Origin of the sequence: Roseateles sp., assembly GCF_049240545.1 — a bacterium.
Taxonomy (GTDB): Bacteria; Pseudomonadota; Gammaproteobacteria; order Burkholderiales; family Burkholderiaceae_C; genus Paucibacter_A.
The window spans coordinates 1-25,178 of sequence record NZ_JBMLSK010000211.1; the positions used below are offsets into that span (position 1 = coordinate 1).

A 25,178-nucleotide genomic window follows, 5' to 3' on the forward strand; every position below is an offset into this window, starting at 1 on the left:
TCGTCCAGGTGGATTCCACCTATCGAGGTGTCCGGGGAAATTAGACCAGCACAGAACTGGCGGGGCCAAGTCTTGAATATGAAGGCAAGACCTGCCCCTAAACCATCGACTTGCGTGGTGCATGCGCGCACGCAGCACCTATCGAGGCGACGCGCAGCGAGCCGAGTAGGTTGGAGTTCCCCTTCTGCATGGGCGAGGAGCGCAGAATTTGCCGGGCGTCGCGCAGCGACTTCAAGAACTGGCTTCGCGCCTCTTGTTTGAGCGGAGCGTAGCGCAGTGAGTTGGGCGCGGCCCGGTAAATTTGAGCATCCGAGCGGACCCGCAGGGCCATGCGGCAGGGGCGCCTTCTTTTGCTCACTTTTCTTGGCGCCAAGAAAAGTGAGTCGCCCGCCGGGGCGAACTCCCGGCATCGTCCGGGGCGCCTGCCTCAACCATACCGGCAATACATGCCCCTACCTCGCCGGTTTATGCTGAGAGCTGTTCAATGAGAAGGTCCCCACCATGTACGAATTCAAACTCCCCGATATGACCTGCGGCCACTGCGTTGCCGCCATCACCAAGACGGTGGCGAGCGTGGACGCCGAAGCCAAGCCCTTGTTTGACCGCGAAGCGAAAATTCTGCGGGTCGAAAGCGAAAAAGGCCGCGACGTGTTTGTCGCGGCCTTGACAGAAGAAGGCTATCCGCCCGCTTGAGGACTTAGGCCGGTTTCAGAAGGGCCGCCGCTTCGATCGGCAGCTTGCGCACCCGCACGCCGGTGGCGGCAAAGATGGCATTGCAAACCGCCGGCGCGATCGGCGGGGTGCCGGGTTCGCCGATGCCGCCGGGGGCTTCGGTGCTGGGCAGGATGTGAACCTCGATCTTGGGCATCTCACCGATGCGCAAGATCGGGTAGTCGTGGAAGTTGCTTTGCTCGACGCGCCCATCTTTGTGCGTGATCTTGCCGTACAGCGCGGCGCACAGTCCGTAGCAGATGGCGCTTTCCATCTGGTGCGTGATGGTCAGCGGGTTGACGGTCTGGCCGCAGTCCACCGCAGCCACCACGCGTTGCACCTTGGGTGTGCCGTCCTTGCCGATGGAGAGCTCGGCCACCTCGGCCACATAGCTGCCAAAACTCTCGGCCACCGCAATGCCGCGGTGGATGCCCTTGGGCGCTGGCTTGCTCCAGCCGGCCTTGGTGGCGGCCAACTCCAAAACACCGCGCATGCGCGGGTGCTGGCTCAACATCTTCAGACGGAACTGCAGCGGGTCGGCCTTGGCCGCATGGGCCATCTCGTCGACAAAGCTCTCCAGGAAAAAGACGTTTTGCGAGTGACCGACCGAGCGCCAGAACCAGACCTGGGGGCCGGGCTCGGCCTGGCCATAGGCGACGCGCTGGCTGGCAATCTCATAGTGATGGTCGGCAATGCCCTCGACCGCCATCGCGTCCACGCCGCTGGCGGGAATCTTCATGAAGCCGGAGGCGGCCATGATGGAGGGCGAACCGATGTCGGCGCGCAGCAGGCTCATCTGCCCCTTGTCGTCCAAGGCGCCTTCGAACTTGACCACCGAGGCGGGGCGGTAGAAGCCGGCGGCCATATCGTCTTCGCGCTCATAGATCAGCTTGACCGGGTGGCCGCTGATCTTGGACAAAAGCGTGGCGCTGATGGTGAAGTCATGCGCGAAGCGGCGCCCGAAGCCACCGCCGAGCAGGGTGGTGTGCACCTTGACCCGGTCGGTCGGCACGCCGGTGATCTTGGCGACGATTTGCTGCGTCGGCCCTTGACCCTGGGTACCGACCCAGACGCTGGCTTCGCTCTCGCGCACCCAGGCCGTGCAGTTCAGCGGCTCCAAGCAGGCATGGGCCAGATAGGGCACTTCGTAGGTGGCGCTCAGATGCTGGCTTGAATTGGCGGCGGCGTCCTTGAGGTTGCCTTTGTCGACCGCCACGGCGCTGGCGTTGTTGGCGGCGGTTTCCAGCAGGCTGCTGACCTTGGCGCTGTTCAACTCCGCTGCCGCGCCCATCTCCCACTGCACATTCAGCGCGGCGCGGCCTTTCTTGGCGGCCCAGAACCCGGTGGCCAGCACGGCCACGCCATGATCCAGCGCGATCACATGTTTGACGCCCTTGACGGCGCGTGCGGCCGCTTCGTCCATGTGCTTGGGCTTGACGCCGGGCGCGGGTGCACGCGACATCACCGCAATCAGCATGCCTTCGACAAAGGTGTCAATGCCGAATTGGGCGCTGCCATTGACCTTGGCCGCCACGTCCAGACGGCGGGTGGGCTTGCCAAGAATCTTGAAGTCCTTGCTGGCCTTGAGCCCTGGCTTGGCAGGCACGGCTTGTTGGCTGGCGCGCTCCACCAAGGCACCGTAAGGGATTTTCTTGCCGCTCGGGGCGATCACGTGGCTGCGTTCAGTGCGCAGTTGCGCGGCGTCCACCTTCCACAGATCGGCGGCTGCGGCCACCAGCATCTGCCGGGCCGCGGCGCCGGCGCTGCGCAGCGGCGTCCAATGTGCCCGCACCGTGGTGCTGCCGCCGGTGCCTTGCATGCCGAACATGGGGTTGTTGTAGGCCGTATCAGCCGGCGCTTGCTCCACGCCGACCAGGGCCCAGTCGGCATCCAACTCTTCGGCCACCATCATCGGGATGGCGGTCAAGACGCCTTGGCCCATTTCGGAGGAGCCGCAAATCACCGTGACGCGGTTGTCCGGCGTGATGCGCAGCCAGGCATTGGGTGTAAAGGTGTTGGAGCTTTGCGCCTCTGCACGCTTGAAGCTCAGCGGCAGGGCAAAAGACAGCAGCAGGGCACTGCCGGCGCTGCTCTTGAGAAAGCCGCGGCGGGAGCTTTGCAGGATCGTGGTGTCCATGTTCAGGCTCCCTTCTTCAGCAAGGCCGAGGCGTCGTGAATGGCGGCGCGCACCTGTTGGTAGGTGCCGCAGCGGCAGATATTGCCGCTCATGGCCGCGTCGATGTCGGCGTCGCTGGGCGACTTCTTGCGCGCCAGCAGGGCGCAGGCGCTCATCACCTGGCCGCTTTGGCAGTAGCCGCATTGCGGCACATCCAGCTTGACCCAGGCGGCCTGCACCGCGCGGCCGGTCTTGCTGGCCCCCACGCCCTCGATGGTGGTGACCTTCTTGCCGACGGCTGCCGACAGCGGGGTGGAACAAGAACGCACCGGCTGGCCGTCCAAATGCACGGTGCAGGCGCCGCACAGCGCCATGCCGCAGCCGAACTTGGTGCCGGTCAGCTGAAGGTCCTCACGCAGTGCCCACAGCAGGGGCATATCGGGTTCGGCATCCACCGAAGCGGCTTTGCCGTTGACGTTCAGTTGAATCATGGGGCGTTCCTTGCGTCAGCGTTGAAACAGCGCTGGGTTCACCCAGCGCCGGCAAGCATACACAGGGAGCGCGCACCTGTCTTGTCTGCGCCGTGTTGGCCTCAGACTTTGGCCACGACGGTGCCCAAAGCACCGGCCGGAGCATCAGGCAAGGCGCTGATGATGGCCTGAACCCGCCCTTGCTGCTCGGCGCTCAGCTGGCTTTGGCGCAAGGCGGCCACAAACCAAGCGGATTGCTGGACCGGGCCTTGCTCGTTGCTGCCGCGGCCTTCCATTGCATCCTTCAGCGCCTTGAGCTTGAGCTGGCGGCGCGCGGCCATCAGCTCGGGTGAGCTGTCCAGGTCCAGTGCAGCTTCGAGTTGCAGCAAGACTTCATCGAAAGCAGCATCGGCCGGGCCGGCCAGGCGTTGGGTCAAAGCCTGCTCCCACGAGGCGGGCAGGGCGCCGGCTTGGGTCCAAAGTGCTGCGAAGCTGTCCTCATCGAGGCCGGACGGATTCTGTTCGCGGCGCAAACACAGCGCCCACTTCTTGGCCAAGGCTTCGCACTGCGACTGCCATTGCAACTGGCTGCGGCCTTGCAGGATCTGCAGCGCCGCTTGATGGGCGGCTTGCAAGCGTGTGTTCAGCGCCGCCTCGGTGGCGCGTGGCAGCTCGCCGCCTTGGCGCCAGCCGCGGTCCACCTCGACCAGGGTGCGTCGAATCTCGGCGTCAGGCGTTTCCAAGCTCAGCGCGCTCAGCTGCGCCAGCAGAGCTTCATAGCCGGCCACGCTGGCCGAGATGGCTTCATCGCGGGCATTGAAGGCGGCTTCGCGCTGGGCAAAGACGGCGTCGGTGGCGGTCTTGAAGCGGGCCCACAGACTGTTTTCTGAAGAGCGGGCCAGCGGCAGGCTGCGTGCTTGTGCTTGCCACTGGGCTTGCAAGTCACGCACCCGCTGGGTGGCGTCGCGCTGCTGCGGCTGTGCTGCGATGTCGCGGGCCAGCGCCTCGGCGGCGGCAATCAGTTGTTCGCGTTGTGCTTCGGCGCGGGCGCGGGCTTGCTGCAAGGGTTGCTCAATGCGTTCCAGCAGGGCACGCTGGCGCTGCAGCAAATCGCTTTGCGCCGCATGCGGCACCGTGTGTTCCAACGGGCCGAGTTGGCGCCAGGCTTGTTGGAACTGGCTCAAGATGCGCAGCTGCTCTTTCCAATGGGCGCAGGCCTCTTCAGCGGCCAAGGCCGCTGTGGCTTCGCTGTTCAGCACCGCTGCGTTCTGCAGTTCGCTGAGCAAGACCTCGCGCGCCGCCAGATTGCTCTCGCGTGCGGCGCGCATCTCGGCCACTTGGGCAGCGATGGGGCGATGGGCGATTTGCAGCGCGGCATCGAAGCGCGTCCACAGGGCCTGACCGGCGCCGCCACTGAGGCGCTCGACCTCTTTCCAGCGCTGGCGCAGCGATTGAATCGCTTCGCGGTGGGCTTTCAGGTTCAGCTTGGGGGCTGATGGTGCAGGGGCAGCGGGGGCTTCCTCTTGGACGCTGTCTGTAGTGCTGCCGGGGCTGCTGGCCTGGGGGGCTTCGGCAACTTCAGCGCTTGCTGCGACTTCAGTCTCGGCCTTTGGCGCTTCAGCTACTGCATCGGCAGGCTGCGGCGTGGCTTGCGCCAGTTGCTCAGCTTCGGCAACCAGCGCGTCGAGCGCGCGGGCGCCGCCCCAATGCTCCCAGTCGCGCAGGCGCATGCGCTCGGCATGCAGCGCTTGCAGGCGGCCGCGCAGGGCCTCGCTCAGGTTCTTGGCTGCGAAGCTTTCGGTCAGCGTGTCCACGGCTTGCAACTGGCGCAGCATTTCGCTGCTCAGGCCTTCGCTAGAAGCGGCTTCGGCGGCTTGCAGCAAGACTTCGAGTTGCTGCAACTGCTCGGCGCTGGCATCGGGCAAGCTGGGCCGGCGTTTCTCATCAATCTTGTTCTTTTTCTTCTCGGCCTTGGGGGCCGCAGGTTCAGCGGCCTCGTGCTTGGCTTGGGGCGTCTGTGCACGCTTCCAGGCCGCAAACTGCTGTTGCAGCGCTTGCTCCCAGCTTGCTTGGGTCAAGGCGGGCAAAGCCTGCCATTGCTGCACCGCTTGCTCGAACGCTTGGCTGGCGGAGTTCACCTCAGGCGGGGGTGCTTCAGTCGTTTCGCCTTCGGCTGGTGCAGTGCTTGCTTGTGCCGGTGCTGCAGGCACAGCCGGCAAGGCGCGGCAATGCGTCAGCAAATTCAGCTTGGCCAAGAGCGACTCGGTTTGGCCCAAGGCCTCGGTGATGCGCTGTGCCAGCGCTTCGCTCTGGGGCAACTGGGGCTGGGCTGCGTGCAGCGCATGCAGCGCGGGGATCAATCCGTCCAGGGCCTCAGCTTGGGCTTCGCTCGCTGCGTTTGTGCAGCGGGCTTGCCAGTCGCTCAGGGCCTGTTCGGCCTCTTGGCACCAGCGCTGCAGCGCTTGCTCTTGCTCGCTGCGCTCGCGCAGGCTTTGGTTCAGCGCGGCGCTCAAGCGCGTGAAGGTTTCGATCTGCTCAGGCGCCAGCAGTGCCGCGTCCAGCGCCTGCCATTCGCGGTCCAAACTGATCAGGCGATTGACCGGCAGTTCGGCGTCCGCCTGCAAGGCCTGGGCGCTGGCGATCAGTGTCTGCGCCTGCGTGCGGGCCACGCGCTCGGCCACGGCTGCTTCCAGCTTTTGTTTGGCCAGACGTTGCACCCGGCGGTCGTGCTTGCGGAACTCGCGCTCGGCCTGCTTGAGGCTTTCTTCGCTGCTCAGGGCCTCAATCGCGGCCAGCTTGATGTCCAAGAGTGGCGTGGCCTGGGCCAGGGCCAGCAGGGCCGCTTCGTCGCCGAGGGCGGCTTGCAGGCGAGGAGCCCATTGCGATTTGGCATCCTCAATCGCGCGCGCTTTTTGTGCGGATTTTTGAGCCTGTGTTTCTTGCGCCAGCTCGGTGGCCCGGGCTTTTTGCTCTTGGGCAGCGGCTTGTGCAGACGGGGCAGCGGACGCGCTCTTGCGTCCAAATTTCTTGAAGATCCAGCTCAGCATGGGCGTGCGGCCTGGGCCGCGATTCGGTTGGGGGTTGTTCGACTTGGCAAGGCGCTTGCGTCGCGCGGTGCCGCCCGCAGTGTAGGTGGCTACCCATCACTGTAAACTTATACAGGCATGGACTCGCCTCAAACCCTCAGCCCCACGCGGGCCCAGCTCTCGCGCCTGATGAAGATCTGGCGCTCTGCGGGCTGGCCCTGTCATGACGGTTTGGAGCTGGATTTGATCGCCGCCGGCTGGGTGGAGCCCATGTCTGCTGCCACCAGTGGTCTGCACAGCCTGAGGCTGAGCACCAGCGGCATTCAAGTCTTGGCTGCGGCGCGGCGCCGCAATCTGCGCGCGGCCAGCGCTCATGACCAATTGGCGGAGCGGGTGGTGCGCAGCCTGCAGCAAAACGGGCGCGTGGTCTGGCGTGAGTTGTCGCTGCGGGCTCAAGTCTCACCAGCAGCAGAGGGCACCGCCGCTGCGGTGCTTGCGTCCGATGGTTTGGCTTCGCCGGAGCAGCCGGGCTTTTTGGCCGAAGCGCCCGATGCTGCGCCCGCGCCTCAAGCCGCAAGCGGCAAAGCGGTCTGGCGCATGGCGCGGCCGGATGTGTTTTCGGTGCGCAATACCTCGGTGCAGGCCTATCTGCAGCCGGTGGTGCATGAGGTCAAGGTCAGCCGGGCCGATCTCTTGTCGGACCTGCGCCATGCGGCCAAGCGCGAGTCATATCAGTGGCTGTGCAGCGAGTGCTTTTATGTATTCCCCGCCGGCATCGCCGAGCCGCAAGAGATCCCCGAGGACTTTGGTGTTTGGGTTTTGCACGGCGCAGTCGCGGACGGCCGGCTGGAGCTGTTGCGCCCGGCCCGGCACCGGCCCTGCGAGCTGCCGTTTGCGGTCTGGATGGCTTTGGCCAAAGCGCATCCGGCTCCAGGCCCGGAGGAGTCGGCGCAAGCGCAGCTGGGCGGCGAGGCCGAATTGCCTCTGCCTGAGTTGCCTGATCTGCCTGACCTTCCCGGGCCGTCGTGAGCACTCCGCCGCAGTACACGGTGGCGGTGCGGGCGCTGTGCGAGTTCGCCGCCAAGTCGGGCGACCTGGACCTGCGCTTCACCCCGGCGCCCAGCAGCCAAGAAGGCATCGCCGGCCATGCCCTGGTGGCGAGCCGTCGCGGCGCTGACTATCGCGCCGAGCTGAGCCTGAGCGGCCAATACCAAGCGCTCTTGGTGCGGGGCCGCGCCGATGGTTACGACCCCGGCCGCAAGCGTTTGGAGGAAGTCAAAACCCATCGCGTTGCGCTTGCGCGCATGCCGGCCAATCACCGCGCCCTGCATTGGGCGCAGCTGAAGGTCTACGGCGCGTTGCTGTGCGCCAGCGAGGATTTGACTGAGCTGGACCTGGCGCTGGTGTACTTCAACGTCGTCAGTGAAGAGGAAACAGTGCATTGCGAGCGCCACAGCGCGGCGGAGCTGCAAGTTTTTTTTGAGCAGCTGTGTGAGCGCTTCCAGGGCTGGGCCGCGCGTGAGCTGGATCACCGGGCGGCGCGCGACCTAGCCTTGAATGCGCTGCGTTTTCCGCATGCCGACTTTCGTCAGGGTCAGCGCCCCTTGGCGGAGTCGGTTTACAAAGCGGCGGTTTCTGGGCGCTGCCTCTTGGCGCAAGCGCCCACCGGCATTGGCAAAACCGTGGGCACGATTTTTCCGCTGCTGAAGGCCAGCCCGGGCCAGCGCCTGGACAAGGTTTTTTTCCTGGCGGCCAAAACCTCGGGGCGGGCCATGGCGCTGGAGGCCTTGAACAAAATCTCTCGTGCCGCACCCGAGGCGCCGCCGCTGCGGGTGCTGGAGTTGGTGGCCCGCGACAAGGCGTGCGAACACCCCGACAAAGCCTGCCATGGCGAATCCTGTCCGCTGGCTCAGGGATTTTATGAGCGATTGCCGGCGGCACGCTTGGCGGCCGTGTCGCAGGCGCCGGGCACGCTGCTGGACAAGGCCGTGCTGCGCACAATCGCCTTGCAGCATCAAGTCTGCCCCTATTACCTGAGCCAGGAGTTGGTGCGCTGGGCCGATGTGGTGGTGGGCGACTACAACTACTTTTTTGACCTCAGCGCCATGCTGCACGGCATGAGCCAGGAGGCGGGTTGGCGGGTGGCGCTTTTGGTGGACGAGGCGCACAACCTGGTGGAGCGCGGCCGCAAGATGTACAGCGCCGAGCTGCAGCAGGCCAAGCTGCGGGCCTTGAAGCTGGATGCGCCGGCCGTTCTGAAAAAGCCACTCGACAAGCTGCAGCGCACTTGGGCCGCCTTGAACAAAGAAGCGGGCGAGGCGCAGCGGGACTACGCGGTTTTGGAAGCTCTGCCGGCCAAGCTGCTGACGGCGCTGCAACTGGCCAGCGCCGCCATCACCGAGTACATGAGCGAGCACCCCACCGAAAGAGATGTGGCTCTGCAAGACTTCTATTTCGAAGCCTTGCAGTTCACCCGCTTGGCCGAACTGTTTGGCCCGCATTCGCTGTGTGACTGGCAGCTCAGCAGCCAGGGTTTGGCCAAGACTTCGTCCACCCTGTGCATCCGCAATGTGCTGCCGGCCGAGTTCCTGAAGCCGCGCTTGCAAGCCGCGCACACCGCCGTCTTGTTCTCGGCCACGCTGCAACCTTTTGCTTACTTTGCCGACCTTTTGGGCTTGCCCGAGCGCAGCGCCTGGCTGGAGGTGGAGGCACCCTTCAGTGCCGAACAGCTGCTGGTGCGGGTGGCGCAGCAGGTGTCCACCCGCTATCAGCATCGCCGCGCTTCCTTGCCGGCCTTGGTGGCTTTGATGGGACAGCAGTTTCAGCAGGCCCCAGGCAACTATCTGGCTTTTTTCAGCAGCCACGACTACTTGAACGAAGCGGCGGATCTGTTCGAGCGTGAGTTTCCAAACATCACGATCTGGCGCCAGCAGCGGCGCATGGCCGAATCGGCGCAAGCTGAGTTCCTGGCCCGCTTGACCGAGAGCAGCCAGGGCATTGGCTTTGTGGTGCTGGGCGGTTCTTTTTCTGAAGGGGTGGATCTGCCGGGCAAGCGTTTGATCGGCGCCTTCATTGCCACCTTGGGGTTGCCGCAGCTGAATCCGGTCAATGAGCAGATTCGGATGCGCTTGGATGAATTGTTAGGCCAAGGCTACGACTACGCCTACCTGTATCCGGGCCTGCAAAAAGTGGTGCAGGCCGCAGGTCGGGTGATTCGCACCGTCAGCGACGCCGGCGTGGTGGTCTTGATGGATGACCGCTATGCACGGCCCGAGATCCAGGCCTTGCTGCCGCGTTGGTGGCAAATCGATCGCTCGGCTTGAACTGCTTCGTTCAGTACAGATCAAGCTCAATGACGCGGGTTTCGATGGGCTCGCGCTCCCATCGACGCTTGTATTGAAACGCCAAGACATAGTGGCCGGGCTTGTCGGCCAGCACCTGAAAGACTTGTTGGCCGCCGTCCCCGGGGCTGGGGGCGGCGACTTGTTCCATGGCGAGTTCGCTCACCCGCAGGCCCGCCGGCGGGGTCAGCGGCTCCCAAAGATAGCCGGTGCTGGGCGCGGAGCCCAGCTTCAACTCAAAGGGTTTGCCGGCTTCAAACTTCAGGCGCATAGCGGGCTGGGATGTCTTTCAGGCATACCACTTGTGATACATCGCCGAGTCGGTGCCCTCGACAAAGCAGTCCAGGCGGCCGGGGGCCCAGGAACTGACGCCCACGCCTGAGCTCAGGATGCCACCCAGGTCCTCTTCGCCGCTCCAGCTGCTGCCGTTCCACCATTTGTGCATCATGTGCGAGGTGGCGCCGGCGTAGAACACATCGATGCGGTTCGGCCCCCAGGACTCCGCAGCCGGCTCGGCGGAGACATAGCCGCCCAGGCTCTCCCAGCCGCTCCAAGCACCGTTCCACCACTTGTGATACAGCTTGCTGTCGGTGCCTTTGACGAAGCAGTCGAGCCGGTTGGCGGCCCAGCTGGAGACCGCCGGGCCCGATGCCAAGACGCCGCCGAGGTTCTCCCAGCCGCCCCAGTGGGCGCCGTCCCACCACATGTGATACATCGCGGAGTCAAGCCCGCGGCCGAAGATGTCGATGCGATTCGGCCCCCAAGACACCGCGCAAGGCTCGGAGGAAAACTGGCCGCCCAGCGACTCCCAGCCGCTCCAGCCGCCTTGGAACCACTTGTGATACATGCGGTGATCCATGCCAACGGCGAAGATGTCCAGCCGGCCATTGCCCCAGGAGCAGATCGCCGGTGCACCCTGGATGCCGCCGCCCAGGCTCTCCCAGCCCTGCCAGCTGCTGCCGTCCCACCAGCGGTGGTGAACCGCCGAATCGGTGCCGCGTGCCACCACATCGATGCGATTGGCCGCCCAGGAGGTGGCGCTGGGCCGCGAGGTGATGATGCCGCCTAAGCTTTCATAGCCATGCCAACCCACTTGCGGTGGGGGCAAGACCACGCCTTGGGCGGTGGCGAAGGGGTAGGCGTCGAACTTGCATTCGCCGTAGCCGATCTTGAAGTAGCCCGCCATGCCAAAGCTCTCGGCCCAGGAGTTCTTGCAGATCCAGCATTGCTCGGCTTCGGAATAACCAATCACTTCAACGCAATGGCCGCCACGGTAGACGCCCGAGACATGGTGATAGACCCCGCTGCCATACGAGAAGAAATCGTCGTAGACATCAAAGGATGCCGAGCAGGGGCCGACATTGCTGAGGTAGTTTTTGCGGTCCACGATGCTGCTCAGCAGACCGTGCGAGTTGATCTTGATGGCCGAGGCCGCGCGGTTCGGGATGGCGCCGGCATGCGGTATCCAATAGTGCGGCTCGGCCGGGCTGCTTTGCGGGGGATTTTCAAAGGCTGCCATATAAGGGAAAAGCGCATCTGGCACCACGCCGCGCACCTTGATCTGCTCCAGGCAGTCATTGGCATTCCAGCCGCTACAACTGGCGCCGTGCGAGGAGCCGAAATGGGCATCGGCCTCCGAGAGATTCAGCAACTGACCTTTCTCGATCGAGGCCATGGACTCCACCAAGGCGGTGCAGCAAAAGGACACACAGGAGCCACAGTTTTTTTGATCCTTCACCGAGGTGACGTGATTGCCATTGCGGTTGCGCCAATCGACGGCCGGCGCGAAAGCTGGGGCGGCCTTGCTTTGCGCCGCAGGCGCTGCGCCGGCGTCGATGAACTCCTTGGTGAAGATCACGCCGAGCAGAGCCATCTTCTGGCTGTCTGTGAGCATTGATTGCGGGGTTTGTCGGGCGGTCCAGCGCGCCTTGGCCAGGTTGAGATCTTTGGACAGGGTGTTGATGTCAAGGTTCGGCATAGCAGGGCTCCCAGGGTGAATGCATATCGCCAGTGCACGGGGCGCTGACTGCTAGACACTAGGCGCAGAGCTGCTGGATTGATATGCCAGCCCCCTAGCTTGACCTGGGGGGGGCTTGGCCGGCCTATCGACGCGGGTTGATGGTCTTGGGCTGTACGTAGGGATAACGCATTGTTTACACGGCAACTGCTTGCTGAGCTTGGCGGCTCAAAGCCGGGCCATGGCCTCACCCAGCTCATCACGCAACCGGCGCAACTTCAGTAGCTCTTGCTCCGGCGCTTGCAGGGCCGGCCAGAGCAGGGCGACCAAGTCGCGTGCGGCGGTGTCGATCTCGATCTGCCGGCCGGCGATGATGACCTCCCACAGCATGTGCTCCATCGGCCCGAAGACCAGGGAGCGCAAGAGGCGCAGCGGGATGTCGCTGCGCACTTCGCCGCTGGCTTGGCCGCGTGCAAGCAAATCCATCAACGGCGCGGTGTAGCGGCGCTGCAGCTCGACAAAGGCGTCGCCAAACTCCTGCCCCTTGGTGCGACCCTCCGACAAGACCAGGGCGCACAAGCCGGTGCCCTGGATCAAAAACAGGCGCAAATGGGTGTGGACCATGAACTCCAGCTGCACCCGCACCGGCGCTTCGCGCGGCAGGCCGGCTTCGATGGCTTCGATGATCTCGTCGTACCAGTCGCCAATGACCCGCATGCACAGCTCGCGCTTGCCGCGAAAGTAGGTGAACACGGTGGCTTCCGAGATGCCCAGCTGCTTCGCAATCTCGGTGGTGGTGGCATGTTCATAGCCGCGCTGGGCAAAGACCTCGCGGCTCACGCGCAAGATGTCGCGCACCCGCTGCTCCGCCTTGGCACCGGCGGGCGCGCGGCGTTGGGTGGTGGTGTTGGCGGAGGAAAGGGAGGGCGGCTTGGGCGGTGTCACCGGGCGGATTCTGCGTATAAATTGAGTAAAGCTCAAGTCTGGCTTGCAACATTGTGGCTGCTGGCCTATTCTTCGGCCCTCGCGCGAAGACAGAAGCCGATAAATTGAGTACGCCGATCAAGATGTGAGCCGCACTCATGCAAAATCCGGTGCAGCGATTTTTGGAGACACCATGCCCGCCCTCAGCAGCAAACTGAATGCCCGTTCCGCCGATTTCAAGGCCAATGCAGAGGCCATGCGCGGCCTGCTGGATGACTTGAACAGCCGCTTGGAGAAGATTGCTCAGGGCGGCGGCGATGCGGCGCGCGCCAAGCACACCGCGCGCGGCAAGCTGCTGCCGCGCGACCGGGTCGAGATGCTGCTGGACCCCGGTACGCCGTTTTTGGAGCTGGCACCGCTGGCGGGCCTGAATATGTACGACAACGCCGCACCCGGTGGCGGCATGATCGCCGGCATCGGCCGCGTCTCCGGCGTGGACTGCATGATCGTCTGCAACGACGCCACGGTGAAGGGCGGCACCTACTACCCCATCACCGTTAAGAAGCATCTGCGCGCCCAAGAGATCGCTCAGCAAAACCGCCTGCCCTGTGTGTACTTGGTGGACTCGGGTGGCGCCAATTTGCCCAATCAAGACGATGTGTTCCCGGACCGCGATCACTTCGGCCGCATCTTCTTCAACCAAGCCAATCTGTCCGCTGCCGGCATCCCGCAAATCGCGGTGGTGATGGGCTCTTGCACCGCAGGCGGCGCCTATGTGCCGGCCATGAGCGATGAGACCATCATCGTCAAGAACCAAGGCACCATCTTCCTGGGCGGCCCGCCCTTGGTGAAGGCCGCCACTGGCGAGGTGGTGACGGCGGAAGACCTGGGCGGCGGCGATGTGCACACGCGGCTTTCTGGCGTGGCCGACCATTTGGCCAATAACGACACCCATGCCTTGGCGATTGCCCGCCAATCGGTGGCCGGCCTGAACTGGCGCAAGGACTCGCAATTGCTGCTGCAAACGCCGCGCGAGCCTTTGTTCGACGCCAGCGAGTTGCACGGCGTGATCCCGACCGACACGCGCAAGCCTTTTGATGTGCGCGAGGTCATCGCCCGCGTGGTGGACGGCTCCGAGTTCGAAGAGTTCAAGGCCCGCTACGGCGCCACCCTGGTCTGCGGCTTTGCGCACATCGAGGGCATGCCGGTCGGCATCGTCGCCAACAACGGCATCTTGTTCGCCGAGAGCGCCAACAAGGGCGCGCACTTCATCGAACTGTGCTGCCAGCGCAAGATCCCGCTGGTGTTCTTGCAGAACATCACCGGCTTCATGGTCGGCCGCAAATATGAGAACGAGGGCATTGCCCGCGCCGGCGCCAAGATGGTGACGGCGGTGGCCTGCGCCCAGGTGCCCAAGTTCACCATCATCATCGGCGGCAGCTTTGGCGCCGGCAATTACGGCATGTGCGGCCGCGCCTTCAGCCCGCGCTTCTTGTGGATGTGGCCGAATGCGCGCATCTCGGTGATGGGCGGCGAGCAAGCGGCCAGCGTGCTGGCCACCGTCAAGCGCGACGGTATCGAAGGCAAGGGCGGCGCCTGGAGCGCCGAGGAAGAAGAAGCCTTCAAGGCGCCGATCCGGCAGCAATACGAAGACCAAGGTCACCCCTATTACGCCAGCGCACGGCTGTGGGACGACGGCGTGATCGACCCGGCCGACACCCGCCGCGTCTTGTCCCTGGGCCTGTCGGCCGCCTTGAATGCGCCGATTCCGGATACCAGGTTTGGTGTCTTCCGGATGTGATGGGACTAGAGGCCAGCAAGATCGAGCAAGCGCCCTGATTGCGATACCGAGGGAGATGAATGCATGAGTAGCAGCCTGAAGATTGACCGGCAGGGCCATATCGCCACTGTCACCCTGAATCGCCCCGAGGTGCGCAATGCCTTCAATGAGTCGGTGATTGCCGAACTGACCGAGGCCTTCAAAACCCTGGGCCAGGACGCTAGCTTGCGCGCCATCGTGCTCGCCGCTGAAGGCAAGGCTTTTTGCGCTGGCGCCGATCTCAACTGGATGAAGGCCATGGCCGGCTATTCCTGGGATGAGAACCATGCCGATGCCTCGCGCCTGGCCGAGATGCTGTGGACGATTTACAGCTGTCCGGTGCCGGTGATCGCGCGGGTGCAGGGCGATGTCTACGCCGGTGGCGTGGGCCTGGTGTCGGTCTGCGATGTGGTGGTGGCCGTGGATGCGGCGGGCTTTTGCCTGTCGGAGGCCAAGCTGGGCCTGCTGCCCGCCACCATCGGGCCATATGTGGTGCGCGCCCTGGGTGAGCAAGCCTCGCGCCGCTGCTTCATCACGGCAGAGCGTTTCAGCGCTACCGAGGCGCATCGCCTGGGCCTTGTGCATGAGTTGGCCACGGTTGAGACCCTAGACGCCAAGGTGGCAGCGCTGGTGGAGGCCCTCTGTGCCAACGGTCCGGCGGCGGTGCGCGCCTGCAAGCGCCTGGTGCAGGACGTGGCACACGCGACAATCACGCCTTCGCTGCGAGATGACACCGCGCGCCGCATTGCTGACATCCGTGCCAGCGAAGAGGGCCGCGAAGGTGTGCAGAGCTTTTTGAACAAGAGTCGGCCGTCCTGGTTGGCTTGATGTTTTGATTCGGTCCTTGTCGATGAATTCCAGCAGTACCCAAGCCGATTGGCAGCGCCGCAGCCGCGCCGCCGTTTGGCACCCTTGCACCCAGATGGCACGCGCCGAAGTCGTGCCGCCGCTGCCGATCGCGCGTGGCTCTGGACCTTGGCTTTACGACTATGAAGGCCGCCGTTATTTCGATGCCAACAGCTCTTGGTGGGTCAATCTGTTTGGCCACGCCGATGCGGGCATCAATGCCGCCATCAAGCAGCAACTCGACACCTTGCCGCATGTGATGCTGGCCGGCTGCACCCATGCGCCCGCCGTGCGCCTGGCCGAGCGCCTGAGTGCGCGCACCGGTGATGCACTGGGGCATGTGTTCTTCGGCAGCGATGGCGCCAGCGCGGTCGAGATCGCGCTGAAGCAGAGCTTTCACAGCTGGCGCAACCTCGGCCGCGACCAGAAGCGTGAGTTCGTCTGCCTGAAGAACGGCTATCACGGCGAAACCATCGGCGCCTTGGCCGTCACCGACGTCAAGGTCTTTCGCGATGCCTATGACCCGCTCTTGATGCAGGCGCACATCGTCGAGTCGCCCGACGCCCGCCTGGGCAATGAGGCTCAGGCCCTGGCCGCCATGCGCGCGCTGCTGAGCGAGCGCGGCGCGCAGATCGCCGCCGTCATCATCGAGCCGCTGGTGCAAGGCGCCGCCGGCATGGTGATGTACAGCGCCGACTATCTGCGTGGCCTGCGCGCCTTGTGCAGCGAGTTCGAAGTGCATCTGATCGTCGATGAGATCGCCATGGGCTGTGGCCGCACCGGCACCTTCTTCGCCTGGGAACATGCCGAGCCCAAGACGAAGTCGGACTGGCCGGACTTCATCACCTTGTCCAAGGGCATCACCGGCGGCACCCTGCCGCTGTCCCTGGTGTTGACGACCGAGTCGGTCTACCAAGCCTTCTGGAGCGAAGACGTCACCCGCGGGTTTTTGCATTCGCATTCCTACACCGGCAATGCCCTGGCTTGCGCGGCGGCGAATGCGGTGTTGGACCGATTTGACGCGGGCCAGCTGGAGGCCAATGCAGGCCAAGCCGAATTGTTGAAGGCTGCCTTTGCGCCCTTGGCCGCGCACCCCCGCGTGGCGCATCTGCGCCAGCTGGGCATGGTCTTGGCCTTTGATGTGACGGAGCCCGGCCTGCGCTTCGCTGAACGCTTCCATCTGGCAGCGCGTGCGCATGAGTTGCTGGTTCGCCCCATCGGCAACACGGTGTATCTGATGCCGCCTTATGTGATCGATGCTGAAAGGGCCGCCTTTTTGGCGCAGGCCGTCACCCGCACGCTCGACGAGGTCCTGGCGCAAACGCCCGATTCAAGCAGCAAGGATCAACCTCATGTTGCTTGATCACTTGAACGAGAAGCTGCGCGCCATCGAGGCGCAAAGCCTGACTCGCTTTTTGCGTCAGGCTGAGAGCCCGACCGCGCCGCGTCAGCAAGTGCGTGGCGCCGATGGGCGCAGCCGCGAGCTGCTGATGTTCTGCTCGAACGACTATCTGGGCCTGGCTGCCGAGCCCAAGATCACCGAGGCCTTGATCGAGGGCGCGATGATTTACGGCGGGGGCTCCGGCGCCTCGCCCCTGGTCAGCGGCCACAGCCGCGCGCATGAACAGGTGGCCGAGACCTTGGCGACCTGGTTGGCGCCGAACATCCCCGAGGCGAGGGCGCTGGGCTTTTGCACCGGCTATATGGCCAATTTGGCCGTGGTCACGGCGCTGGGCGACGAGGGTGCGGAAATCTTCTCCGAAGCTTGGAACCATGCCTCGCTGATCGATGGCGCCCGCCTGGCGCGCGCTGAGGTGAAGCGTTATGCCCATGCCGATGTGGTGGGCCTGCGCGAGCTGCTTTCGGCCAGCACAGCCAAGATCAAGCTGATCGTCACCGACGCTGTTTTCAGCATGGACGGCGATCTGGCGCCGCTGCCGGCTCTGTTGGCGCTGGCCGAAGAGTTCGATGCCTGGCTGATCGTGGACGATGCGCACGGCTTTGGCGTCTTGGGCGAGAAGGGGCGTGGCTCGCTGGAGCATTTCGGTCTGCGCAGCGAGCGCCTGATTTTGGTTGGCACCCTGGGCAAGGCCGCCGGCCTGGCCGGGGCCTTTGTGGTGGCCCATGCCACCGTTACCCAATACCTGCTGCAGGCGGCACGCAACTTCATCTTCTCCACCGCGTCGCCGCCGGCCGTTGAGCATGCGCTGCTGAGCAGCTTTGCTTTGATCGAAGGCGAGCTGGGCCAGGCGCGCCGTGCCAATCTGCGCCGCTTGCAAGCCCAGCTGCGCGCGGGTGTTGAAGTGATTCTGCAGCGGCACCCGAGCCTGGGCTGGCGTTTGCCGCCGTCCGACACGCCGGTGCAGCCGCTCATCATCGGCGGCAATGCCGAGGTCATGGCGCTGGCCGCAAGGCTGGAGTCCGAAGGCATTCGCGTGCCCGGCATTCGGCCCCCCACCGTGCCCAAAGGCGAGGCGCGGCTGCGCATCACCTTGTGCGCGACGCATACCGAGGCCGATGTGGCCCAGCTGCTGGCCGCCTTGAGCGCAGCGGCAGCTGAGATGGACAAAACCGAAGAAAGGGCCAGCGCATGAAAGGCTTTTTCATTACCGGCACCGACACCGAGATCGGCAAGACCTGCATCACCGCGGGCCTGACCCATGCTTTCAGTGCCATAGGCCTGCGCGCCGCGCCGATCAAGCCGCTGGCTGCAGGCCAGGACTACGTCAATGGCCACTGGGTCAATGAAGACGTGCAGCAGTTGCACGCAGCGCAGAGCATAGGCATGAGCCCGGAGCAGGTCGGGCCGCTGCAGTTCCGCGCCGCCTGCGCTCCGCATATCGCCGCAGCGCTGGAAGGCAAAACCATTGAGCGCGAGCCGCTGCTGGCCGCCATCCGCGCCAGTGCCGCCTTGGGCGAGCTGGCGCTGGTGGAAGGGGTGGGCGGCTTTCGCGTGCCCTTGAACCCAGGCTATGACACGGCAGATATGGCTGTTGATTTGTCCCTGCCGGTGGTCCTGGTGGTGGGCTTGCGCCTGGGCTGCATCAACCATGCCTTGCTGACCGCCGAGGCCATCCGGGCCCGCGGCTTGCAGCTGGCGGGCTGGGTGGGCAACCAGGTGGACGCCGACATGCCACATGTGAAGGACAATCTGGGGGCGCTGGAGGCCGGCCTTGGCGCGCCTTGCTGGGGCCATGTGCCTCGGCTGTCAGTGCCCAGCGCAGCGGCCGTGGCCGCCTGTTTGAATCGGGAGCAGTTGCTTGCGCAGCTGGTCTGAACCCTTGCCTTCGCCACCTCCTTACTTTTCGAATCGCTTTTTGGAATCGCTATGAGCCACTCGCAAACCGTCAACCAAATCCAATCGCTGACGCCCACCACCGACGCGGAGCGCCGCAACAGCAAGACCTGGACGGTGGCCGAAGTGGTGGCCCTGTACAACCTGCCTTTCAACGATTTGATCTTCCGCGCCCAGCAGGTGCACCGCGAGAACTTCGACGCCAATGCGGTGCAGCTGTCCACGCTCTTGTCCATCAAGACCGGCGGCTGCGAGGAGGACTGCGCTTACTGCCCACAGTCGGCCCACTTTGACACCGGCCTGAAGGCCGAGAAGCTGATCCCGCTGCAAGAGGTGCTGGAAGCCGCCCGCGCCGCCAAGGCCAATGGCGCCACGCGCTTTTGCATGGGCGCCGCCTGGCGCTCGCCGAAAGAGCGCCACCTGGAAGCGATTGGCGAGATGGTCAAAGAGGTCAAGGCCATGGGCCTGGAAACCTGCTTGACCGCCGGCATGCTGGGTGACGGCCAGGCCGAGCAACTGGCCGAAGCCGGCCTCGATTACTACAACCACAACCTCGACACCTCGCCCGAGTTCTACGGCCAGATCATCACCACCCGCACCTACCAAGACCGCTTGGACACGCTGGACCGCGTGCGCAATGTGGGCCTGAAGGTTTGCTCCGGCGGCATCGTCGGCATGGGCGAAAGCCGAGGCCAGCGCGCCGGCTTGATCGTGCAATTGGCTAACTTGAACCCTTACCCCGAGTCGGTGCCGATCAACAACTTGGTGAAGGTGGAGGGCACGCCCTTGGCCGACAAGAACACCGAAGCCTTGGACCCGTTTGAGTTCATCCGCTCGATCGCTGTGGCCCGCATCACCATGCCGCGTGCCATGGTGCGTTTGTCGGCTGGCCGTGAGGAGATGCCTGAGAGCATGCAAGCCCTGTGCTTCTTGGCAGGCGCGAACTCGATGTTCTATGGCGACAAGCTGCTCACCACTTCGAATCCGCAGGCGGAGAAGGACCGCGCGCTGTTGAATCGCTTGGGCATGCGCTGTGCGAGTGAGGCGAATTTGGTGCCGCAAGCTGACGCTGCCGCTGAAGTTGAGGGTGGCTGCGGCAAGGTGAGCTGCCACTCGCACTGAGTTAATGCTTCATGGGTGGCGCTTGCTTTGATCTGACGCCCAAGCCGGGAATTCGCCCCGGCGGGCGACTTACTTTCTTGGGCGCCCAAGAAAGTAAGCAAAGAAGCCGCCCCGAATGCCCGGCCCTGACGGGTTCGCTGCGGTGCTCGACTTTGTCGGGCCGCGCCCAACTCACTTCGCTACGCTCCGTTCAAACAAGGGGCGCGAAGTCAGCTCTTGAAGGCGCTTCGCGCCGCCCGCCAAAGCCTGTGCTCCTCGCCCGGGCAAAACGGGGAACCCCGAATACCGCCACGCCTCGCTGCGCATCGGCTTGGCTTCAAGGCGAGTGCTTGAGTCCTCGGGCCGGCTGGGCGAGCAGGACTGAATGACGACATTGCGACCTACTCAGCAAACCTGGATGGGCCTAGAAAGTTCAAAGTTCACGAGACTGGAGACAAAAGAGATGTTCAAGAAAATCCTCATCGCCAATCGGGGTGAAATCGCCTGCCGCGTGGCGGCCACGGCCAAGCGTATCGGAGTCAAAACCGTCGCTGTTTACTCCGAGGCCGACGCCAAAGCCAAGCATGTGCAGGCTTGCGATGAGGCGGTCTTGATTGGCGGCCCCGCGCCGCGTGACTCTTATCTTCAGTGGCAGCGCATCATCGACGCGGCCAAGGCCACTGGCGCTGAAGCGGTGCACCCCGGCTATGGCTTCTTGAGCGAGAACGAAGAGTTTGCGCAAGCTTGCGCGGCCAATGGCCTGGTCTTTATCGGCCCGCCGGCCAGGGCGATTCAGGCCATGGGCTTGAAAGCGGAATCCAAGCGCTTGATGGAGGCGGCCGGTGTGCCGCTGGTGCCGGGCTATCACGGCGCCGACCAAGACCCGGCGCTTTTGCGCGCCGAGGCTGATCGCATCGGCTACCCCGTGCTGATCAAGGCCAGCGCCGGTGGCGGCGGCAAGGGCATGCGCGCAGTGTTTGCCGCCGAGGAATTCGATGCGGCCTTGGCTTCTTGCAAGCGAGAGGCCATCAATAGCTTTGGTGACGATGCAGTGCTGATCGAGCGTTATGTGCAGCGCCCGCGCCATATCGAGATCCAGGTCTTTGGCGACAATTTTGGCGACTGTGTGTACCTGTTCGAGCGCGACTGCTCGGTGCAGCGTCGCCACCAAAAGGTGCTGGAAGAAGCGCCGGCCCCCGGCATGACAGAAGAGCGCCGTGCCCAGATGGGTGGCGCGGCCGTGGCAGCAGCCAAGGCGGTCGGTTACAGCGGTGCCGGCACCGTCGAGTTCATTTGCGAGCAAGACGGGCGGTTTTACTTCATGGAGATGAACACTCGACTGCAGGTGGAGCATCCGGTTACCGAGGCCATCACCGGGCAAGACCTGGTCGAGTGGCAGTTGCGCGTGGCTTCGGGCGAGCCCTTGCCCTTGAAGCAGGATGAACTGCGCATGCAGGGCCATGCCATCGAGGCGCGCATCTGCGCTGAGAACCCGGACGCCGGTTTCCTCCCCGCCACGGGTGCCTTGAATGTGGCGCGCTGGCCCGAGCATGTGCAGTTTGAGCGCGGAGCGGTCCGCATCGATGCGGGCGTGGGCGAGGGCGATGCCATCAGCCCCTTCTACGACTCCATGGTTGCCAAGCTGATCGTCTGGGGCGAAGACCGGTCACAGGCCCTGGCGCGCTTGGACGCAGCGCTGCGCGACACGCACATCGTTGGCCTGCAAACCAATGTGGCCTTTTTGCGCCGTTGCGCGGCCACGGCTTCCTTTGCCCAAGCGGATCTGGACACCGCGCTGATCGAGCGTGAGCGTGCCGCGCTGTTTGAGCAGCCCGGTCTGCCCTTGACCATCAGTGCCGCTGCCGTGGTGGCGCACACGCTGGCGGCCGAGGCCACGCTGCAGAGCAGTGACCCCTGGAGCCGCCGCGACGGCTGGCGCATGTATGGCGCCTCGGCGCGTCGCTTTGACTTGGAAGTGACGGGCACTCATCACGAAGTCTTGCTCTCGCGCCACCACCAAGGCGGCATGCAGCTGACGGTGGCCGGTGAGGTCATCGCCTTCGCAGTTAACTCCCGCAGTCTGGAGTCGCATGAGCTGCTCTTGGGCCAGGGCTTGGCGCAGCAGCGCATCACCGTCAGCACCTATGCCGATGGCGAGGTGGTGGCCGTGTTCAGCGCCCAGGGCAGCAGCCTGGTGACCGAGATTGATGTGATTGCCCGCGCGGTTGACGGCCCCGCAGAAGGTGGCCGTTTGACCGCGCCGATGCCCGGCAAGCTGGTCAGCTTCCTGGCGCAAGTGGGCGATACGGTCACCAAGGGCCAGCCGCTGGCGGTCATGGAGGCGATGAAGATGGAGCACACTATCAGCGCGCCGCGTGATGGCGTGGTGCTCGAGCTGCTGTTCGCCGTGGGCGACCAGATCGCCGATGGCGCCGAGCTGCTGCGTTTGCAAGCCGCGGCTTGATCAGGCTGAAACGAGGAGAGCCCCGATGAGTAATTTTCCCAGCCGTGTCACCCTGGTCGATGTGGGCCCGCGCGACGGCCTGCAAAACGAGAAGGCACCGGTCGCCACCGAGCACAAGGCCCAGCTGGTGCACATGCTGCAAGCGGCCGGCCTGAAGGAGATCGAGGTCACCAGCTTTGTGTCGCCCAAATGGGTGCCGCAGATGGCCGACAACGTGGCGGTGATGGCCGCCATCGAGCGCCAGCCCGGCGTGCGCTATGCGGTGCTAACGCCGAATATGAAGGGGCTGGAAGCGGCGATTCCAACCCGGCCCGATGAGATCGTGGTCTTCGCCGCAGCCAGCGAGGCTTTCAGCCAGAAGAACATCAACTGCTCGATCGCCGAGAGCATCGAGCGCTTCGCCCCGGTGGTGGAGACGGCCAAGGCCGCGGGCATCAAGGTGCGCGGCGCCTTGTCTTGCGCCGTCGGCTGCCCTTACGAGGGCGACATCAGCGCCGATCAAGTCGAGCGCGTGGTGCGTTTGATGAAGGAGATTGGTGTCGAACATTTGGGCGTGGCCGACACCATCGGCGTCGGCACGCCGCGCAAGGTGCAGGCGGCGATGGAGCGGGCGCTCAAGCATTACCCCTTGGTGGAAGTGAGCGGCCATTTCCACGACACCTACGGCCAGGCCTTGGCCAATATCTATGCTTGCCTGGAGTTGGGTGTGCATCAGTTCGACACCAGCGTGGCCGGCCTGGGCGGCTGCCCTTACGCCAAGGGCGCCACCGGCAATGTGGCCAGCGAGGATGTGGTCTTCATGCTCAATGGTCTGGGCATTGAGACCGGCATCGATCTCGACAAGCTGGTCGACGCTGGCGCTTTTATCTCCGGTGTGTTGGGTCGTTTGCCGGTCTCACGGGTCGGGCGCGCCTTGTTGGCGAAGCGGGCGGCGGTCTGAAGGCGGGCGCCACGAGTTAGGTTCTCAATGAGTTGCCCGAATCAGCTTTCGAGATGCCGGTGCAAGAAGTCCAGCGTTCGCGCCCAAGCCAAGTCGGCGCTGGCAGCATCAAACACCTCCGGGCGCGCATCATTGAAAAAGCCGTGGTCCGCGGGATAACGGTACATCTCCGCTGAGTCTGGCAGCTGGGCCTGCAGCGCGTCCGCCAGCGCGGGCGTGCACCAATCGTCTTGGTCGGCAAAGTGCCCTTGGAAGGGGATCTTGATCAGGGCGGGGTTGGCGAGTGCAGCGGGTGCCAGGCCATAAAAGCAGCTGGCGGCGCTCAAGGCCGGCAAGTGGACAGCGGCGGCAATGGTCAGCGCCCCGCCCATGCAAAAGCCGCTGACGCCCACTTTGCTGCAGTGCTGCAGCAAGAAGTTCAGTGCGCCGGCCAGGTCTTGGTGGGTGGCATCGGCAAAGTCGAGGTTTTGCTTCAGATGCGTGGCTTCGTCGGCGGTATTGGCTTGGCGGCCCCGGTACAAATCAGGCGCCAGGGTGGTGAAGCCGGCTGCGGCATAACGCTCAGCCACATCGCAGATGTGTGAGTTCAGCCCCCACCATTCTTGGATCAGGATCAGGCCGGGGCGTTTCAGGCCGTCGGTGCTTTCCGCTTCGGCCAGATAGGCTTGGCTGAGTGCGACGTCGGGGCGTTGGTATTCCATCATTCGGCCCAATTGCAGATCCTCCGCTTCAATCTTGCTGATGTGAATTGCTGTGTTGCTTTCAATCCGGATTCAAAACCTTGGCCACCGGATTGGGGCGCAGGCGGAAGGCATCGGGCATGCCTGAACCCAACAAAGGGCGCAGGTAAAGCCGGAAAGCATCGGTTACATCGGTGCCGCTGGCGCTGATGAACTCGTCTTCCATCACCCGGGTCTTGCCGGCCACCGCTTCCAGCGGCAGCAGCGCATAGTCCACCGAGTATGTGCCGCTGCGCTGAATGGCCACCGAGCCGTCGCGCCCCGCGTGGAAGGCGAATTGCACCGCTTTTTCGCCCACCTCGCGTGCTTCACGTTGGTCCACATCGGAGACGCAGCCGATGAAGCTGCGCTGCAAATAGCCGAAGGTGTCACCGCGCACTCGCTTGATGCCCAGCTTGGATTTGATCTCTTCGCAGAGCAGATCGGCCAAGGCGCCATTGCCTGAGAGCTGCACATTGCCGTGGGCATCATGTTCCAAATCCTTGGCCAGCTGCGCCGCAATCGCTTGGCCGGAAGCGTCATGAATACCTTCAGAGACCGCGATGACGCAGCGGCCATGGCGCTCGTACATGGTCTTCACATCGGCCAAGAAGCGGTCCAGTTCGAAGACGCGCTCGGGCAGGTAGATCAGATGCGGGCCGTCGTCGGCGAATTTTTTGCCCAAAGCGGAGGCGGCGGTCAAGAAGCCGGCATGCCGGCCCATCACCACACCCACATAGACGCCGGGCAGGGCCGCGTTGTCCAGATTGGCGCCCGCAAAAGCCTGGGCCACGAAGCGGGCTGCCGAGGGGAAGCCGGGCGTGTGGTCGTTGCCGACCAAGTCGTTGTCAATCGTCTTGGGGATGTGGATGCAGCGCAGCGGGTAAGCAGCAGCTGCCGCCTCCTCGCTGACGATGCGTACCGTGTCGGAGGAGTCGTTGCCGCCGATGTAGAAGAAGTGGGTGATGCCGTGGGCCTGCAGCACCTTGAAGATCTTGTGGCAGTAGGCGGCATCTGGCTTGTCGCGGGTGGAGCCCAGGGCGGAGGAGGGTGTGGCCGCTACCAACTCCAAGTTGTGGCTGGTCTCCTGGGTCAGGTCGACGAAGTCCTCGTTGATGATGCCGCGCACGCCGTGTCGGGCACCGTAGACCAGGCCGACCTGGTGTTGTCGCCGTGCCTCCAGCACGACGCCGACCAAGGATTGATTGATGACGGCGGTGGGGCCGCCGCCCTGGGCGACAAGAATCTTGCAGCTCGACATGGGGGCTCCTGATGTCAGGGGGATGCGTGACGATGCGTGGTGATTGTGGCTTAGCAATCGCGTACGAGGTGATGCAGCATAAGAGAATCTAATGATGCTGAAGTGTCTTGAATCTTGCTTGCATGCCCGCCGCGATGGTCGTACAACCACTGCCACCACAACAAGGCTTGACCAAGCCACGGAGACCT

At 64.2% G+C, this 25,178-nt stretch carries 19 protein-coding genes; 11 read left to right on the plus strand and 8 right to left on the minus strand.

Annotation, left to right across the window (positions count from 1 at the left end):
• Nucleotides 1–501 precede the first annotated feature (501 nt).
• A complete protein-coding gene (locus ACOVRJ_RS13405; protein ID WP_339597141.1) occupies nucleotides 502–693 on the plus strand; it encodes a heavy-metal-associated domain-containing protein in 192 nt (63 codons plus the stop codon).
• Between the two features lie 4 nt (nucleotides 694–697).
• Here ACOVRJ_RS13405 and ACOVRJ_RS13410 read toward each other — a convergent pair whose 3' ends face one another.
• The 3 genes from ACOVRJ_RS13410 to ACOVRJ_RS13420 form a co-directional block, all read right to left on the minus strand.
• Nucleotides 698–2,848, minus strand: coding sequence for a molybdopterin cofactor-binding domain-containing protein (locus ACOVRJ_RS13410; protein ID WP_422044351.1), 2,151 nt, complete (start codon nucleotides 2,846–2,848; stop codon nucleotides 698–700).
• Nucleotides 2,849–2,850: 2 nt separating this feature from the next.
• Complete coding sequence (locus ACOVRJ_RS13415) at nucleotides 2,851–3,318, minus strand: (2Fe-2S)-binding protein (RefSeq protein WP_422044352.1); 468 nt, start codon at nucleotides 3,316–3,318, stop codon at nucleotides 2,851–2,853.
• 101 nt (nucleotides 3,319–3,419) lie between these two features.
• On the minus strand, nucleotides 3,420–6,344 hold the full coding sequence (locus ACOVRJ_RS13420; protein ID WP_422044353.1) for a DUF349 domain-containing protein: 2,925 nt from the start codon (nucleotides 6,342–6,344) through the stop codon (nucleotides 3,420–3,422).
• A 117-nt stretch (nucleotides 6,345–6,461) separates the two neighbouring features.
• Here ACOVRJ_RS13420 and ACOVRJ_RS13425 point away from each other — a divergent pair, with 117 nt between their 5' ends.
• On the plus strand, nucleotides 6,462–7,352 hold the full coding sequence (locus tag ACOVRJ_RS13425; protein ID WP_422044354.1) for a hypothetical protein: 891 nt from the start codon (nucleotides 6,462–6,464) through the stop codon (nucleotides 7,350–7,352).
• Entirely contained in the window at nucleotides 7,349–9,646 is a 2,298-nt protein-coding gene (locus tag ACOVRJ_RS13430; protein WP_422044355.1) for an ATP-dependent DNA helicase, read from the plus strand. The genes ACOVRJ_RS13425 and ACOVRJ_RS13430 overlap by 4 nt, the downstream gene beginning before the upstream one ends.
• A 10-nt stretch (nucleotides 9,647–9,656) precedes the next feature.
• Here ACOVRJ_RS13430 and ACOVRJ_RS13435 read toward each other — a convergent pair whose 3' ends face one another.
• From ACOVRJ_RS13435 to ACOVRJ_RS13445, 3 genes are all read right to left on the minus strand, one after another.
• Nucleotides 9,657–9,935 (minus strand): protease inhibitor I42 family protein, encoded by a 279-nt coding sequence (locus ACOVRJ_RS13435; RefSeq protein ID WP_422044356.1) that lies wholly within the window; start codon nucleotides 9,933–9,935, stop codon nucleotides 9,657–9,659.
• 18 nt (nucleotides 9,936–9,953) lie between these two features.
• Entirely contained in the window at nucleotides 9,954–11,642 is a 1,689-nt protein-coding gene (locus ACOVRJ_RS13440; RefSeq protein WP_422044357.1) for a C1 family peptidase, read from the minus strand.
• Between the two features lie 207 nt (nucleotides 11,643–11,849).
• The gene (locus tag ACOVRJ_RS13445) at nucleotides 11,850–12,575 is read right to left on the minus strand and encodes a TetR/AcrR family transcriptional regulator (RefSeq protein ID WP_422044393.1); all 726 of its coding nucleotides are present in this window, start codon (nucleotides 12,573–12,575) and stop codon (nucleotides 11,850–11,852) included.
• Between the two features lie 163 nt (nucleotides 12,576–12,738).
• Here ACOVRJ_RS13445 and ACOVRJ_RS13450 point away from each other — a divergent pair, with 163 nt between their 5' ends.
• From ACOVRJ_RS13450 to ACOVRJ_RS13485, 8 genes are all read left to right on the plus strand, one after another.
• On the plus strand, nucleotides 12,739–14,346 hold the full coding sequence (locus tag ACOVRJ_RS13450; protein ID WP_422044358.1) for a carboxyl transferase domain-containing protein: 1,608 nt from the start codon (nucleotides 12,739–12,741) through the stop codon (nucleotides 14,344–14,346).
• Between the two features lie 63 nt (nucleotides 14,347–14,409).
• The gene (locus ACOVRJ_RS13455; RefSeq protein WP_422044359.1) at nucleotides 14,410–15,192 is read left to right on the plus strand and encodes an enoyl-CoA hydratase/isomerase family protein; all 783 of its coding nucleotides are present in this window, start codon (nucleotides 14,410–14,412) and stop codon (nucleotides 15,190–15,192) included.
• A gap of 22 nt (nucleotides 15,193–15,214) precedes the next feature.
• Nucleotides 15,215–16,573 (plus strand): adenosylmethionine--8-amino-7-oxononanoate transaminase, encoded by a 1,359-nt coding sequence (bioA, locus tag ACOVRJ_RS13460; protein ID WP_422044360.1) that lies wholly within the window; start codon nucleotides 15,215–15,217, stop codon nucleotides 16,571–16,573.
• Nucleotides 16,563–17,804, plus strand: coding sequence for an 8-amino-7-oxononanoate synthase (gene bioF / locus ACOVRJ_RS13465; protein WP_422044361.1), 1,242 nt, complete (start codon nucleotides 16,563–16,565; stop codon nucleotides 17,802–17,804). Before bioA ends, bioF begins: the two co-directional genes overlap by 11 nt.
• A complete protein-coding gene (bioD, locus tag ACOVRJ_RS13470; RefSeq protein ID WP_422044362.1) occupies nucleotides 17,801–18,487 on the plus strand; it encodes a dethiobiotin synthase in 687 nt (228 codons plus the stop codon). The genes bioF and bioD overlap by 4 nt, the downstream gene beginning before the upstream one ends.
• A 51-nt stretch (nucleotides 18,488–18,538) precedes the next feature.
• Entirely contained in the window at nucleotides 18,539–19,627 is a 1,089-nt protein-coding gene (bioB, locus tag ACOVRJ_RS13475; RefSeq protein ID WP_422044363.1) for a biotin synthase BioB, read from the plus strand.
• 442 nt (nucleotides 19,628–20,069) lie between these two features.
• On the plus strand, nucleotides 20,070–22,070 hold the full coding sequence (locus tag ACOVRJ_RS13480) for a biotin carboxylase N-terminal domain-containing protein (protein WP_422044364.1): 2,001 nt from the start codon (nucleotides 20,070–20,072) through the stop codon (nucleotides 22,068–22,070).
• A gap of 25 nt (nucleotides 22,071–22,095) precedes the next feature.
• The gene (locus ACOVRJ_RS13485) at nucleotides 22,096–23,010 is read left to right on the plus strand and encodes a hydroxymethylglutaryl-CoA lyase (protein ID WP_422044365.1); all 915 of its coding nucleotides are present in this window, start codon (nucleotides 22,096–22,098) and stop codon (nucleotides 23,008–23,010) included.
• Nucleotides 23,011–23,051: 41 nt separating this feature from the next.
• Here the strand turns inward: ACOVRJ_RS13485 and ACOVRJ_RS13490 are convergent, their stop codons facing one another.
• Nucleotides 23,052–23,714, minus strand: coding sequence for a dienelactone hydrolase family protein (locus ACOVRJ_RS13490; RefSeq protein ID WP_422044366.1), 663 nt, complete (start codon nucleotides 23,712–23,714; stop codon nucleotides 23,052–23,054).
• 58 nt (nucleotides 23,715–23,772) lie between these two features.
• Complete coding sequence (locus ACOVRJ_RS13495; protein ID WP_422044367.1) at nucleotides 23,773–24,990, minus strand: 6-phosphofructokinase; 1,218 nt, start codon at nucleotides 24,988–24,990, stop codon at nucleotides 23,773–23,775.
• Nucleotides 24,991–25,178: the final 188 nt, after the last annotated feature.

What these genes read in the sequence shown, in the direction of transcription:
- ACOVRJ_RS13405 (WP_339597141.1), top strand. Translation starts at nt 502, where the DNA reads ATGTACGAATTCAAACTCCCCGATATGACCTGCGGCCACTGCGTTGCC.
- ACOVRJ_RS13410 (WP_422044351.1), bottom strand. Translation starts at nt 2,848, where the DNA reads ATGGACACCACGATCCTGCAAAGCTCCCGCCGCGGCTTTCTCAAGAGC.
- ACOVRJ_RS13415 (WP_422044352.1), bottom strand. Translation starts at nt 3,318, where the DNA reads ATGATTCAACTGAACGTCAACGGCAAAGCCGCTTCGGTGGATGCCGAA.
- ACOVRJ_RS13420 (WP_422044353.1), bottom strand. Translation starts at nt 6,344, where the DNA reads ATGCTGAGCTGGATCTTCAAGAAATTTGGACGCAAGAGCGCGTCCGCT.
- ACOVRJ_RS13425 (WP_422044354.1), top strand. Translation starts at nt 6,462, where the DNA reads ATGGACTCGCCTCAAACCCTCAGCCCCACGCGGGCCCAGCTCTCGCGC.
- ACOVRJ_RS13435 (WP_422044356.1), bottom strand. Translation starts at nt 9,935, where the DNA reads ATGCGCCTGAAGTTTGAAGCCGGCAAACCCTTTGAGTTGAAGCTGGGC.
- ACOVRJ_RS13440 (WP_422044357.1), bottom strand. Translation starts at nt 11,642, where the DNA reads ATGCCGAACCTTGACATCAACACCCTGTCCAAAGATCTCAACCTGGCC.
- ACOVRJ_RS13450 (WP_422044358.1), top strand. Translation starts at nt 12,739, where the DNA reads ATGCCCGCCCTCAGCAGCAAACTGAATGCCCGTTCCGCCGATTTCAAG.
- ACOVRJ_RS13455 (WP_422044359.1), top strand. Translation starts at nt 14,410, where the DNA reads ATGAGTAGCAGCCTGAAGATTGACCGGCAGGGCCATATCGCCACTGTC.
- bioA (WP_422044360.1), top strand. Translation starts at nt 15,215, where the DNA reads ATGAATTCCAGCAGTACCCAAGCCGATTGGCAGCGCCGCAGCCGCGCC.
- bioF (WP_422044361.1), top strand. Translation starts at nt 16,563, where the DNA reads ATGTTGCTTGATCACTTGAACGAGAAGCTGCGCGCCATCGAGGCGCAA.
- bioD (WP_422044362.1), top strand. Translation starts at nt 17,801, where the DNA reads ATGAAAGGCTTTTTCATTACCGGCACCGACACCGAGATCGGCAAGACC.
- bioB (WP_422044363.1), top strand. Translation starts at nt 18,539, where the DNA reads ATGAGCCACTCGCAAACCGTCAACCAAATCCAATCGCTGACGCCCACC.
- ACOVRJ_RS13480 (WP_422044364.1), top strand. Translation starts at nt 20,070, where the DNA reads ATGTTCAAGAAAATCCTCATCGCCAATCGGGGTGAAATCGCCTGCCGC.
- ACOVRJ_RS13485 (WP_422044365.1), top strand. Translation starts at nt 22,096, where the DNA reads ATGAGTAATTTTCCCAGCCGTGTCACCCTGGTCGATGTGGGCCCGCGC.
- ACOVRJ_RS13490 (WP_422044366.1), bottom strand. Translation starts at nt 23,714, where the DNA reads ATGATGGAATACCAACGCCCCGACGTCGCACTCAGCCAAGCCTATCTG.
- ACOVRJ_RS13495 (WP_422044367.1), bottom strand. Translation starts at nt 24,990, where the DNA reads ATGTCGAGCTGCAAGATTCTTGTCGCCCAGGGCGGCGGCCCCACCGCC.